This is a genomic window from Pseudomonas sp. AC193, from assembly GCF_979258075.1.
In genome coordinates this window covers 6,169,222-6,181,809 of record NZ_OZ409832.1, presented here as the reverse complement: position 1 = coordinate 6,181,809, position 12,588 = coordinate 6,169,222, and the positions used below count along the sequence as shown (strand labels likewise).

At 61.1% G+C, this 12,588-nt stretch carries 16 protein-coding genes and 1 pseudogene; 4 read left to right on the top strand and 13 right to left on the bottom strand.

Annotated elements, in window-relative coordinates; translation table 11 throughout:
* Positions 1-111 precede the first annotated feature (111 nt).
* From ACZZ0D_RS27845 to nrdR, 12 genes are all read right to left on the bottom strand, one after another.
* Entirely contained in the window at positions 112-912 is an 801-nt protein-coding gene (locus ACZZ0D_RS27845; protein ID WP_463554744.1) for a cobalamin-binding protein, read from the bottom strand.
* Positions 912-1,331, bottom strand: coding sequence for an MFS transporter (locus tag ACZZ0D_RS27840; RefSeq protein WP_463554743.1), 420 nt, complete (start codon positions 1,329-1,331; stop codon positions 912-914). Before ACZZ0D_RS27840 ends, ACZZ0D_RS27845 begins: the two co-directional genes overlap by 1 nt.
* On the bottom strand, positions 1,328-1,945 hold the full coding sequence (ribA, locus tag ACZZ0D_RS27835; RefSeq protein WP_053124247.1) for a GTP cyclohydrolase II: 618 nt from the start codon (positions 1,943-1,945) through the stop codon (positions 1,328-1,330). Before ribA ends, ACZZ0D_RS27840 begins: the two co-directional genes overlap by 4 nt.
* Positions 1,946-2,199: 254 nt before the next feature.
* Complete coding sequence (locus ACZZ0D_RS27830) at positions 2,200-2,937, bottom strand: substrate-binding periplasmic protein (protein WP_463554742.1); 738 nt, start codon at positions 2,935-2,937, stop codon at positions 2,200-2,202.
* Between the two features lie 35 nt (positions 2,938-2,972).
* The gene (locus ACZZ0D_RS27825; protein WP_463554741.1) at positions 2,973-3,476 is read right to left on the bottom strand and encodes a phosphatidylglycerophosphatase A family protein; all 504 of its coding nucleotides are present in this window, start codon (positions 3,474-3,476) and stop codon (positions 2,973-2,975) included.
* Positions 3,473-4,438 (bottom strand): thiamine-phosphate kinase, encoded by a 966-nt coding sequence (thiL, locus tag ACZZ0D_RS27820; RefSeq protein WP_159815458.1) that lies wholly within the window; start codon positions 4,436-4,438, stop codon positions 3,473-3,475. The genes ACZZ0D_RS27825 and thiL overlap by 4 nt, the downstream gene beginning before the upstream one ends.
* Positions 4,439-4,456: 18 nt before the next feature.
* Positions 4,457-4,957, bottom strand: coding sequence for a transcription antitermination factor NusB (gene nusB, locus ACZZ0D_RS27815; RefSeq protein WP_053124252.1), 501 nt, complete (start codon positions 4,955-4,957; stop codon positions 4,457-4,459).
* Positions 4,954-5,430, bottom strand: a complete 477-nt coding sequence (ribH, locus tag ACZZ0D_RS27810) for a 6,7-dimethyl-8-ribityllumazine synthase (RefSeq protein ID WP_003228649.1) — start codon at positions 5,428-5,430, stop codon at positions 4,954-4,956. The genes nusB and ribH overlap by 4 nt, the downstream gene beginning before the upstream one ends.
* A gap of 235 nt (positions 5,431-5,665) precedes the next feature.
* A complete protein-coding gene (gene ribBA, locus ACZZ0D_RS27805) occupies positions 5,666-6,757 on the bottom strand; it encodes a bifunctional 3,4-dihydroxy-2-butanone-4-phosphate synthase/GTP cyclohydrolase II (RefSeq protein ID WP_008081846.1) in 1,092 nt (363 codons plus the stop codon).
* A 16-nt stretch (positions 6,758-6,773) separates the two neighbouring features.
* Positions 6,774-7,436 carry a riboflavin synthase gene (locus ACZZ0D_RS27800; protein ID WP_150694725.1) on the bottom strand — a complete coding sequence of 221 codons (663 nt, stop codon included), beginning with the start codon at positions 7,434-7,436 and terminating at the stop codon, positions 6,774-6,776.
* A 47-nt stretch (positions 7,437-7,483) separates the two neighbouring features.
* Positions 7,484-8,617 carry a bifunctional diaminohydroxyphosphoribosylaminopyrimidine deaminase/5-amino-6-(5-phosphoribosylamino)uracil reductase RibD gene (gene ribD, locus ACZZ0D_RS27795; RefSeq protein ID WP_053124257.1) on the bottom strand — a complete coding sequence of 378 codons (1,134 nt, stop codon included), beginning with the start codon at positions 8,615-8,617 and terminating at the stop codon, positions 7,484-7,486.
* Positions 8,614-9,078: a transcriptional regulator NrdR gene (gene nrdR / locus ACZZ0D_RS27790; RefSeq protein ID WP_007910946.1), complete on the bottom strand. Its 465-nt coding sequence runs from the start codon at positions 9,076-9,078 to the stop codon at positions 8,614-8,616. Before nrdR ends, ribD begins: the two co-directional genes overlap by 4 nt.
* A gap of 128 nt (positions 9,079-9,206) precedes the next feature.
* Here nrdR and ACZZ0D_RS27785 point away from each other — a divergent pair, with 128 nt between their 5' ends.
* The 3 genes from ACZZ0D_RS27785 (at position 9,207) to trxA (ending at position 11,356) form a co-directional block, all read left to right on the top strand.
* Entirely contained in the window at positions 9,207-9,671 is a 465-nt protein-coding gene (locus tag ACZZ0D_RS27785; protein ID WP_053124259.1) for a YbaY family lipoprotein, read from the top strand.
* Positions 9,668-10,321 (top strand): class I SAM-dependent methyltransferase, encoded by a 654-nt coding sequence (locus tag ACZZ0D_RS27780; RefSeq protein ID WP_463554740.1) that lies wholly within the window; start codon positions 9,668-9,670, stop codon positions 10,319-10,321. The genes ACZZ0D_RS27785 and ACZZ0D_RS27780 overlap by 4 nt, the downstream gene beginning before the upstream one ends.
* A gap of 162 nt (positions 10,322-10,483) precedes the next feature.
* Positions 10,484-11,356, top strand: a complete 873-nt coding sequence (gene trxA / locus ACZZ0D_RS27775; protein WP_212551344.1) for a thioredoxin — start codon at positions 10,484-10,486, stop codon at positions 11,354-11,356.
* A gap of 88 nt (positions 11,357-11,444) precedes the next feature.
* On the opposite strand, the pseudogene ACZZ0D_RS27770 reads toward trxA, so the two are convergent.
* Positions 11,445-11,805 (bottom strand): annotated as a pseudogene (locus tag ACZZ0D_RS27770) (hypothetical protein).
* A gap of 134 nt (positions 11,806-11,939) precedes the next feature.
* On the opposite strand from ACZZ0D_RS27770, the gene ACZZ0D_RS27765 reads away from it, so the two are divergent.
* The gene (locus ACZZ0D_RS27765) at positions 11,940-12,533 is read left to right on the top strand and encodes a DUF2796 domain-containing protein (RefSeq protein WP_053124266.1); all 594 of its coding nucleotides are present in this window, start codon (positions 11,940-11,942) and stop codon (positions 12,531-12,533) included.
* Positions 12,534-12,588 lie beyond the last annotated feature (55 nt).

Genomic DNA, 12,588 nt, shown 5'->3' with positions numbered 1-12,588 from the left:
TCGGCTGCGCAGCAGTCGCAATAAACGCTGACTCAATCAAACTGAAAAAATGCATTGGCAGATTTTGGGGCAGCTTCGCAGCCCAACGGGGATAAATCCCCTCGCCACAAGTTATTGGCTAGGCGCGATGAGTTGGCAAAGCTTGGCGGTGGCGTCGATCATCTGGCCGCTTGGGCGTTCGAGGCCTTTGTCGGTGACCAGCAGTAATTGCTGCTGCTTTACAGCGGCGACCTGCGGCCAGTTTTCCCAGGCGTTGAGCTGGGACTGGTCGCTGGCCAGAATCACTTCGGGATCACGTTGCAACACCGCCTCGATGCTGACTTGCGGCGCAGGCAAGGTCAGATCACTGAACACATTGCGCGCCCCGCACACTTGCAGCGCATCACTGATGATCTGCCCGCCACCCACGGTGTACAGCGGTTTGTCCCACACCTGATAAAACACCCGCAACGGCACTTCCCGGTGATAGCGCTGGCGTAGATCCGCGAGTTTTTGCCGCAGATCCGCTGCCAGTTTCACCCCGCGCTCAGGTCGGCCCAATTGCGTGGCAATGGCTTCAATCTGCGTGGAGAGTTGATCTAAAGAATGCGGTTCGGCGACGAAAGTCGGAATGCCCAAGCGCTTCAACTGATCACGTTGTGCCGGGCCGACGCTGCCGGGCCAGAGCAACAACAAATCAGGCTTAAGGCTGAGCAACTGTTCCATGTCGAGCTGGCCGTAACGACCCACCGACGGAACGTTGGCAATTTCCGCAGGACGTTCACCGGCATCCAGCACCCCGACCAACAGGTCAGCCGAATCCAGCTCAACGACTATTTCAGAAAGCGACGGCGCCAGGCTGACCACCCGCAGGTTTGCCAGCACCGGGCCGCTGACGGCCAGCAGCAGAACCGCCAGCCAGAGACGGTGCATCAGCCGAGTTGACGCGGGATGCGGTAGAGATAAAACAGCACGGCGGTGGACAGCGCCAGCACCATCAACGGCACCGCTTCGAGACCGACGAATACCGCCAGTGCGCCGATCCACGCTGGCAAGGCTGCCGCGAGAAACGCCGAGCGACGGTTCGCCGCAAGGGCAATCCACGCGCCGGGTTCTTCATGGGTATCGAGAGCTTTTTGCGTGGCGATCAGTGCGTGTTTGTAGCGACCGAAAAACTTCAGGCTGACAAACATCGACGCCACGCCGGCAATGAACAGCGGCATCGCCAGCACCGGCAAAATGCCCTCGCTCTGACCGAACAGGGCGTTGATCACGAACAGCGGCACCAGTGCCAGCGCGAGGTATTTCCACCAGGCGACGGACAATCGGCGCCGCACCTGACCACGGGTCACGCCCGGTCTACCTCGCCCTGATGCTCGTTGCCCATCATGTGGTCGAGCTTGCTGGCCTTGGTCGCCAGATAGAGTTTGTTGTGCGGGTTGTGCCCGGTGTGCAGTGGCACGCGCTCGGCGACGGTGATGCCCATGTCGGTCAAGGCTTTGACCTTGCGCGGATTGTTGGTCATCAGGCGCAGGGATTTAACGCCCAGATGCTCCAACATCGGCAGGCACATGGCGTAGTCACGCTGGTCGGCGGCGAAGCCCAGACGCTCGTTGGCTTCAACGGTGTCGGCGCCGCCGTCCTGCAACTCGTAAGCACGAATCTTGTTCAACAGACCAATGCCGCGACCTTCCTGGCGCAGGTACAGCAACACGCCTCGGCCTTCGCGAGCGATGGCTTTGAGTGCGCCTTCGAGTTGCGAGCCGCAGTCGCAGCGCTGGCTGAACAAGGCATCGCCGGTCAGGCATTCGGAGTGCAAGCGGCCGAGTACCGGGGCACCGTCGGTGAACTCACCGAGGCTCAGCACCACGTGCTCGCGGCCGGTGGCTTCATCGAGAAAACCGTGCATGGTGAATTGCGCAAAAGGCGTTGGCAGCTTGGAAGCGGCGACAAAGACGACAGGCACCGGTGTGCTCCTGATCTAAAGAGTCTGAAAATTCGCAGGCCGGCATTGTAACAGCAGGTTCCTACCGGCGCTTAGGCTGAATTATCGGGGATAACGATCAAAAAGTTTGATAACTACAGACTTGCCTGGATCCCTGTGGGAGCGGGCTTGCTCGCGAATGCGGTGTGTCAGTCGACAGATTGGCTGGCTGAGCCAACGCTTTCGCGAGCAAGCCCGCTCCCACAGGGGTTTTGTACAAGCATCCGGATCGGTGTTCAGTTAGGGTTGAAGGGATACGGCTGCTTCCAGTGTTCGAAGATCGGCTTCAGCTCGCCGCCCTTCACCAGTTGCTCCATGCGCTGATCGAATAGCGCCATCAGTGCACGAGCTTGCGGTGTGTCGGCGAAGCCGAGGTACAACGGCAGCTCGACCAGGTGCGAATAGCGATACTGCGCCGGATCCGGCGCGCTGCGCATCACCGCTTCGATCTCGGTCAGCGCGTCGATGTAGTAATCCGCCCGCCCCTGTTTGAGCATCGGCAGGATGCCGGTGCGGCGCTCGATCTGATTGTAGCGTTTGACGTTCGGCAGGTAGTTTTCGTAGCGATAACCGCGCACCCAGGCCAGTCGGTATTTGCCGAGTGTCGCCAGGGTCGGCGGCGGGTTGCTCGCCAGACCCAGCGTGTAGATGTGATCGGAATCGAAATTCCAGTGCGGATACAGCACTTGCTCGGCTTCATCACGATAGGAACCGACCAGCGCGTCGACTTCCTTCAACTGCACCAAACCGATCGAGCGGGTGTACGGCACGCTGCGGATCTCGACTTTGACGCCGATCGGCTCAAAGACTTTGCGCAGCACATCCCAGGCGAGTCCGTGGCCGTCGGCGGCGGTGTAGTCTTCCCAGTCTTCGCTGGCCAGATGAATCACCGCCGGCGCATGCACAGCTTCCTGAGCACTGACGACAGTGCTCAACAAGGTCAACATCAGCAGCGCCAGCCAGCGTCGAGCCATCCCTAGTGTCCTCACTTAACCCTGTACGGCGCGGATCAGGCGAAAATCCACACCAGTCCCTGCATGGCCAGCCAGGCGAACACGCCGGCCAGCACGTCGTCGAGCATGATGCCGACGCCGCCGTGAACATGCCGGTCGATCCAGCGAATCGGCCACGGTTTGAGAATGTCGAAGAAGCGGAACACCAGAAAACCCACGAGCAACCAGTACCAGCCTTCCGGCACAAGCCACAGGGTGATCCACATCCCGACCATTTCGTCCCAGACGATGCCTTCGTGGTCGTGTACCCGCAGATCGTCGGCGACTTTGCCGCACAGCCAGAAGCCGAACAGCATGGTGATCCCGAGCATCAGCCAGTAACCCCAGTCGGGCAGCATCTGCCACAACGGGATAAAGGGTAGCGCAACTAACGAGCCCCACGTGCCCGGCGCTTTCGGCAGCGTGCCGGAACCGAAGCCGAACGCGAGGAAATGCCAGGGATTGCGCCAGACCGACGGCGGAACGAATTCGGCCGGAACCTGTTTCGGGTGATCTGTCACGGTGTCTCCTGAAAATGTTGATAGCCCCGGGTTTGCGGGGTGATGTCGTGCCCTTCGCGATCCAGCAAGACCACGCCCTGCCCTTCGGCCACGCGACCGATCACATGAATCGGCCAGCCATTGGCCAGCAGCGCCGACAACTCGACGGACGGCAGGGTAAACGCCAGCACGTAATCATCGCCACCGCTCAACGCCGCGCGCTCGGCACCCCGTTGACCGAGAAACGCCACTAAAGCATCCGACAACGGTACGCGCTCGCGTTCAATCTCAAGTCGCACCTGCGACGCCAACGCAATGTGGCCGCAGTCGGCGAGCAGGCCATCGGAGATATCCAGCGCCGACGTGGCTTTGCCGCGCAGGGCCTGACCGAGGGCGAGTTGCGGTTGCGGCGACCAGTAGTGATCGAGCAGCGGTTGGGCGATATGAGGTTCGGCATCACGCTGACCGAGCACCAGCGGCAGCGCGCCGGCAGCATTGCCCAGCTCGCCGCCGACACAGAGCAAATCGCCCGGTTGCGCGCCGCTGCGGGTCAACGCCTGACCGGCAGGCACGCGACCAAACACAGTTACCGTCAGGCTCAACGGCCCGCGCGTGGTGTCGCCGCCGACCAGCGCAACGCCACAGGTCTGCGCCATGCGGTTCAAACCGCGGGCATAGGCTTGCAGCCAATCGGCGGTCACCGTCGGTACAGTCAGGGCAAGGGTAAAGGCAACGGGCGTGGCGCCCATGGCGGCCAGATCGCTGACCGCAACGGCCAGCGAGCGCTGACCGAGCAGAAACGGATCGCAGGGGTCGGCGAAATGCACACCGGCCACCAGCGTATCGGTGGAAATTGCCAACTGTTCCCCGGAGGGAACAGCGAGCAAGGCGCAGTCATCGCCAATCCCGAGAGCAACGCCTTCGCCGCCCTGCGCACAAGGCGCGGCGGCGAAGAAATTGCGGATCAGCTCAAACTCGCCCATTGAAGTATCAAGCGCGTTTCAGCGCTTGAACGCCTTCACTTCAGCTTCACGCAGGCGCGGGGCCAGCTTGTCGAGCACACCGTTGACGAACTTGTGACCGTCGGTGGAACCGTAGACTTTCGCCAGTTCGATGCCTTCGTTGATCACAACGCGGTACGGCACGTCGACGCGCTTGAGCAGTTCCCAGGTCGACAGGCGCAGGACGCACAGTTCAACCGGGTCGAGCTCTTCGATGGTCAGGTCCAGGCACGGCGCCAGCGCGGTGTCGATCTCGGTCAGACTGGCCGGAACACCGTGCAGGATGTCGTGGAAGTAGCTCTGGTCGGCGAAGGTGAAGTCGTTATCGACGCGAAACTGCGCTTCGATTTCGTTCAGCGAAGCACCGGCCATGTGGCGCTGGTACAACGCTTGCGTCGCCAACTGACGGGCAGCGCGGCGCTTTTCACTTTTCGAAGGCTTGCCGGCGTCGGTTGGACGCGGTTCGCGTGGGTTGAAACGATCGCTTTCGTCGCTAATCACTTGGCCTCCAACTGTGCCAGCAGGCTGACCATTTCCAGAGCGGACAGGGCAGCTTCGGCACCTTTGTTACCGGCCTTGGTGCCGGAACGTTCGATGGCTTGCTCGATGGAATCAACGGTCAGGACGCCGAACGCGACCGGTACGCCGAACTCCATGGACACCTGGGCCAGACCCTTGGTGCATTCGCCAGCCACGTATTCGAAGTGCGGAGTACCGCCACGAATGACCGCGCCGAGGGCGATGATGGCTGCGAACTCGCCTTTCTGAGCGACTTTCTGCGCAACCAGCGGGATTTCGAAGGCGCCAGGCGCGCGGATGATGGTGATGTCGCTTTCGCTCACGCCGTGGCGAACCAGGGCATCAACTGCACCGCTGACCAGGCTTTCAACAACAAAGCTGTTGAAACGGCCTACTACCAAAGCGTAGCGGCCTTTTGGGGCGATGAAGGTACCTTCGATGGTCTTCAGGGTCATTCGTCAGATCTCTTAAAGAGCCGGGACGCGTCTCGTACGCATCCCTCAGTGATATTAGCCACGAACACATGGCCGGAAAAAACCGCATTGCTACTCGACTGCACCCTTGTGGCGAGGGGATTTATCCCCGTTGGGCTGCGCAGCGGCCCCTGTTTTTGGGACTGCTACGCAGTCCAACGGGGATAAATCCCCTCGCCACAATGGGCACACACCAGCAATACGATTCTCCGGGTCATTATTCGGAGGGCACGTATTCTACAACTTCCAGATCGAAACCGGATATCGCATTAAATTTCATTGGCGCAGACATCAGGCGCATTTTGCGCACACCGAGATCACGCAGGATCTGCGAACCGGCACCGACAATGCTGTAGGTGGTCGGTTTTTTCGGTGCTGGCTGATCACCGGTTTCACGGATATGCGCCAGCAACACGTCGCCATCGAGCGGGTGACCGAGCAACAGAACAACACCGCTGCCGGCCTCGGCAACCGCAGCCATCGCGGCGCGCAGGCTCCAGCGGCCCGGTTGCTTGACCATCAACAGGTCGCGCAGCGGATCCATGTTGTGCACGCGAACCAGCGTTGGCTCTTCGGCGCAAACAGTGCCCAGGGTCAGTGCCATGTGCACGTCGCCTTCCACCGAATCACGATAGGTCACCAGGTTGAATTGGCCCAGTTCGCTGTCCAGTGGCTGCTCGGCAATCCGCTGAACGGTACGTTCGTGGATCATCCGGTAGTGAATCAGGTCGGCAATGGTGCCGATCTTGATGTTGTGTTCGGCAGCAAAAGCCTCCAGTTCAGCGCGACGGGACATTGTGCCGTCGTCGTTCATCACTTCGCAGATCACGCCGCTCGGCTCGAAACCGGCCATGCGTGCGAGGTCGCAAGCGGCTTCGGTGTGGCCAGCGCGAGCGAGGGTGCCGCCAGCCTGAGCCATCAGGGGGAAGATGTGGCCCGGGCTGACGATGTCTTCAGCCTTGGCATCTTTGGCCGCCGCCGCTTGCACGGTGCGCGCACGGTCAGCAGCGGAGATGCCGGTGGTGACGCCTTCGGCCGCTTCGATCGAAACGGTGAACTTGGTGCCGAAACCGGAACCGTTGCGCGGCGCCATCAGCGGCAGCTTCAACAGTTCGCAGCGCTCGCGGCTCATCGGCATGCAGATCAGGCCACGGGCGTGCTTGGCCATGAAGTTGATGTGCTCGGCCTGGCAGCATTCGGCGGCCATGATCAGGTCGCCTTCATTCTCGCGGTCTTCGTCATCCATGAGGATGACCATCTTGCCTTGGCGGATGTCTTCAACCAGTTCTTCGATGCTATTGAGCGCCACAAGGCACCCCCTTGAGTCAGGATTTGAGATAGCCATTGGCGGCCAGAAAGCTTTCAGTGATGCCGCCAGCGCTTGGCTCTGCCGCCTTGTCACCGAGCAGCAGACGCTCCAGATAACGCGCCAGCAAATCGACCTCCAGATTCACCCGACGCCCAGGCTTATACGACGCCATGATGGTTTCGCTCAGGGTGTGCGGAATGATCGTCAGCATGAATTCGGCGCCATCGACTTCGTTCACGGTCAGGCTGGTGCCGTCGACGGTGATCGAGCCTTTATGGGCGATGTACTTGGCCAGTTCTTTCGGCGCGCGGATGCGAAATTCCACGGCGCGGGCATTGTCGGAGCGCGAGACGATTTCGCCGACGCCGTCGACGTGGCCGCTGACCAGATGCCCGCCGAGACGGGTGGTCGGGGTCAGGGCTTTTTCCAGATTGACCGGGCTGCCGCTTTTCAGGTCATTCATGGCGGTACAGTCCAGCGTTTCACGGCTGACGTCGGCGGCAAAGCCGTCGCCCGGCAGTTCAACGGCCGTCAGGCACACGCCGTTGACCGCGATGCTGTCGCCGAGTTTGACGTCGCTCAGGTCGAGCTTGCCGGTTGCGACGTGTACCCGCACATCACCGCCCTTTGGGGTCAGTGCGCGGATACTGCCGATGGATTCGATGATGCCGGTAAACATGGGGTTCTCCTTGAGAACTAAGCCAGCGCTAACGCGATGGCCGGGAATTATACGCTCGCCGATGGCACAGGGATGGCAGTGACTCGCCAGTCATCGCCCACCGCACGAATTTCACTGATTTTCAGCTCCGGGGCATCCTTCATATGGGCCAGCGGCCAGTCGAGCAATGGACGCGCCGTGGAGCCAAGAAACTTGCCGGCGATGAAGATCACGAATTCATCCACCAGGCCGAGCTGAGCAAAGGCGCCGGCCAAACGTGGGCCGGCCTCGACCAGCACTTCGTTGACGCCGCGATTGGCCAGTTCAATCAGCAGTTGATGCAGATCGACCTGACCGTCATCACCCGGCACGATCAGGCATTCCGGGCCATTGGCGTATTGTTCTTCGACCGCCATGCAAGTGGCGACCAACGCCGGGCCGGCCTTGAAGAACGGTGCATCGAGCGGCACGCGCAGGCGCCCGTCGATCAGCACGCGCAACGGCGGACGGCTCATGGCCAGCGCGGTTTGTTCGCCATCCAGCCCCAACTCGTCGGCGCGCACAGTCAAACGTGCACCATCGGCCAGTACGGTGTCAGCGCCGGTCAGCACCACGGCGGCCTGAGCGCGCAAACGCTGCACCGCCGAACGCGCGGCCGGGCCGGTGATCCATTGGCTCTCGCCGTTTTCCATCGCCGTGCGACCGTCGAGGCTCATGGCCAACTTGACCCGCACGAACGGCAAGCCGTGTTCCATACGTTTCAGGAAACCCTGGTTGAGCTTGCGCGCCTCGGCTTCGAGCACACCGCTTTCGGTGGCGATGCCGGCATCGGCCAGACGCTGCAAACCACGTCCGGCAACTTGCGGATTCGGGTCACGCATTGCCGCAACCACCCGAGCAACCCCGGCATTCACCAGCGCATCGGCACACGGCGGCGTGCGGCCATGGTGGCTGCACGGCTCCAAAGTCACATAAGCAGTGGCGCCACGGGCCAGTTCGCCGGCGGCGCGCAGGGCGTGGACTTCGGCATGCGGTTCGCCGGCGCGTTCGTGCCAGCCTTCGCCGACAATCTGCCCGTCGCGCACCACCACACAGCCGACCCGAGGATTGGGATGGGTGGTGTAGTGACCTTTGCGCGCCAGTTCCAGCGCACGCGCCATAAAGTGGGCGTCGAGGATGGCCTGCTCGGCGACGGTGGTCATTCTTTCACCGGTTCGCGGGCGAGGCGGTCGATTTCTTCGCGGAATTCATTGAGATCCTGGAAGCGCTTGTACACCGAAGCGAAGCGGATGTAGGCGACTTCATCAAGCTTCTGCAATTCAGCCATGACCAGTTCGCCGACCACGAGGGATTTGACCTCGCGCTCGCCGGTGGCGCGCAGTTTGTGCTTGATGTGAACCAGAGAGGATTCGAGGCGCTCGACGCTCACCGGACGTTTCTCCAGGGCGCGTTGCATGCCGGCGCGGAGTTTTTCTTCGTCGAACGGTTGGCGGCTGCCGTCAGTTTTGATCAGGCGCGGCAACACCAGTTCGGCCGTCTCGAACGTCGTGAAACGCTCGCCGCAGGCCAGGCATTCACGCCGGCGGCGCACCTGTTCGCCCTCGGCGACCAGACGCGAGTCGATGACCTTGGTGTCGTTGGCACCGCAGAAGGGACAGTGCATGGTGGCTGGCAACAAAAAAAGGGAGGGCCATGGTAGCGCATCCCGGTGGCAAGACAAGCCATAGGGTTTGCGGTATACAGAACGGCATGATCGTTTGATCCATGGATTTCATTTTGCCGGAGCCTCCAATGCCGTTACGTCCGCTCGTTTTGCTCAGTCTTTTCAGCCTGCTGGTGGCCTGTGGCAGCGATGCACCCAAGCCGCAGCCGCCGACTCCGGGGCCGGCACCGCAACAAGCGCAGAAAAAAGCCAAGGAAGCCGCCGAGCTTGGCCCGCTACCGGCTTATCAACGCGAACTGAGCGGCACCCTGCAAGGCGTGCCGGCCGGCGCCGAAGTCGAACTGGCGTTGCTGGTGATCGATGAGAAGGATCGCCCGCAACAATTGCTCGCCAGTTCCAGCCTGATCGGCAACAACCAGATCCTGCCGTTCCGCCTGCGCTTCAACCCGGACGCCTTCCCCGCCGGTGCGCGGGTTGAGCTGCGTGGCCGCGCCAGCCAGTCCGGCCAGTTGATCCTGCATTTGCCGTCGCAAACCATCAGCCAGCCGACCACTCAGGCGTTGGGCCAACTGCAATTTGTCAAAGCACCATGACGGCACCGCTCGACCTGCAACTAGCGTTAGGTGAATTGCTCGGCGACGCCAGACTCAAGGTCTGCGCGTTGCCGGACACTGATTTACAGCTATGGCTGATCGATGGCGACAACATGGATCGCCAATTCAGCCAGGAAGAAATCCAGCGAATTCTGCATGAGCCGCCCTACTGGGGTTTCTGCTGGGCCAGCGGTCTGGCGGTGGCGCGTTATCTGGCGGAGTTTCCCGAGTGGGTGCGCGGTAAACGCGTGCTGGATTTCGGCGCTGGCTCGGGGATTGCCGGGATTGCGGCGGTGAAGGCCGGGGCGCTGGAGGTGGTGGCGTGCGATCTCGATCCACTGGCGATTTCCGCCTGCCGGGCGAATGCCGCGTTGAATAATGTCGAGATGGGTTATTCGACGGATTTCTTTGCCGAGGCCGACCGCTTTGATCTGATTCTGGTGGCGGACGTGTTGTATGACCGGGCGAATCTGCCGTTGCTCGATGCGTTTTTGAGCCGTGGCCGTGAGGCGTTGGTGGCGGATTCGCGGGTGCGGGATTTTCGCCATCCGTTGTATCAGCGCATTGAAATGCTTGAGGCGATGACCTTGCCGGATCTCGCGGAGCCTGAGGAATTTCGGCATGTCAGCCTTTACCATGCGCGTCGTTAGTTAAGAGCTTCGCGAGCAAGCCCGCTCCCACATTTGGAATGCGTTCCCCTGTGGGAGCGGGCTTGCTCGCGAAGGCGTCCTGCCAGACAACACATCTCTGCCTTCCGGCCACCCCCCGCCAAGCCGTATAGTTGCCCTATCCACGCTTTGACGAGATCCCCCATGAGTGAGCAAACGCCGTACATCTTCGACGCCACGACGGCCGATTTCGACCAGTCAGTGATCGAGGCTTCTTTCAGCAAGCCGGTGCTGGTGGATTTCTGGGCCGAATGGTGTGCGCCGTGCAAGGCGCTGATGCCGATGCTGCAAACCATTGCCGAGAGCTATCAGGGCGAGTTGCTGCTGGCCAAGGTCAACTGCGACATCGAGCAGGACATCGTTGCCCGTTTCGGCATTCGCAGCCTGCCGACCGTGGTGCTGTTCAAGGACGGTCAACCGGTCGACGGTTTTGCCGGTGCGCAACCGGAATCCGCCGTGCGTGCCCTGCTTGAGCCGCATGTGCAGATGCCGCCGCCGGCCGAAGCCGATCCATTCGAACAGGCTCAAGCGTTGTTCGATGACGGCCGTTATGCCGATGCCGAAGCGGCGCTGGTGGTGATGCTCAATGAAGACAACACCAACGCCAAAGCGCTGATTCTCTATGCGCGCTGCCTGACTGAACGCGGTGAGCTGGGCGAAGCGCAGACCGTGCTGGATGCGGTCAAAAGCGACGAACACAAAGCCGCGCTGGCCGGGGCCAAGGCGCAGATCAAGTTCCTTGGTCTGGCGCGTGATCTGCCGGATACGGCTGACTTGAAAGCACGTTTGGCAAAAGATCCGCAGGACGATGAAGCGGTGTATCAACTGGCGATCCAGCAACTGGCGCGTCAGCAGTACGAAGCCGCGCTGGAGGCGATGCTCAAGCTGTTTATCCGCAATCGCAATTATGCCGAAGGGTTGCCGCACAAGACGTTGCTGCAGGTGTTTGAACTGCTGGGCAACGATCATCCGTTGGTCAGCGTTTACCGCCGGAAGATGTTTGCTGCGCTTTATTAAAATCAAAAGATCGCAGCCTTCGGCAGCTCCTACATTGGGATCGTGGACATCCCTGTAGGAGCTGCCGCAGGCTGCGATCTTTTGCGGTTCACTCGATCCAGCTGTAAAGCGGCGTATCCCCGCCACTCACCACTTTCACGTCCGAACTGTGGCGCAAACGCACCAGCAAGCGCTTGCCCGCCACCGCGCTGCCGGTCAGCCCTTCAAGCTGATCGAGCAGATCCGGTTCCGCTGAGTTGCCCGGCCTTGCGCAACAGATCCCGCGCCACCTGCCACAACGCATCATCCTGATTCAGCGTTTTCGCTGCTGGCGCCGACGTGGCCACTTCAGGTTGCGCCGTCTGCGCTTGCCCATTCAGGGCCGAGCCGAGACGTGCCCAGTCGCTGTCATCCAGTTCCACCGTCAAATCCACCGGCAGGTCACCGACGGTTCCGCGTATCCGCAACATTGAGTTCGCTCCTGCACTTTTCTGACCTGCATGCTCCCACGGGACTTGTGCAACGCCAAGCGCACGGGCAAACTCTGCGGACTTTCGTTATAAGATTACATAACAAACTCTTCACTTTACTCCCGGAGTTCGCCATGCGCCGTCTGCTGCTCGCTTTGCCGTTTGCCCTGTTGCCGCTGGCCGTCGCCCATGCTGCCGATGAGCACGACCACGATCATGAACACGGCAGCCTCGGCGCGCATGAGCACGGTGTCGGTCGCCTGAACGCCGCGCTCGACGGCCAGATGCTGGAGCTGGAGCTGGAAAGCCCGGCGATGAACCTCGTGGGTTTCGAACACCTCGCGACCACGGATGCCGATAAAGCCAAAGTCGCCGCCGCCCGTGCGCAGCTGGAAAAACCATTGGCGCTGTTCAGTCTGCCCGCCGCTGCCGGTTGCAAAGTCGTCGGTCAGGAACTCGAGAGCCCGTTGTTTGGCGACAAACCGGATGCCGACGATCATGACGAAGATGAAGCGGACAAGGACGGTCACGAACATCACCACGACCACAGCGAAATCCACGCGCACTACCAGATCAAGTGCGCAACGCCCGGCGCGTTGAAGACGCTGGATCTGGCGAACATCTTCAATACCTTCCCGGCGACGCAGAAAATTCAGGTACAACTGATCAGCGCGAGCGGCCAGCAAGGTGCCGAAGTGACGGCGAAGGCTGCCTCCCTGAAATTCTGATCACACCGAAAATCCCCCTGTAGGAGCTGCCGAAGGCTGCGATCTTTTGATCTTG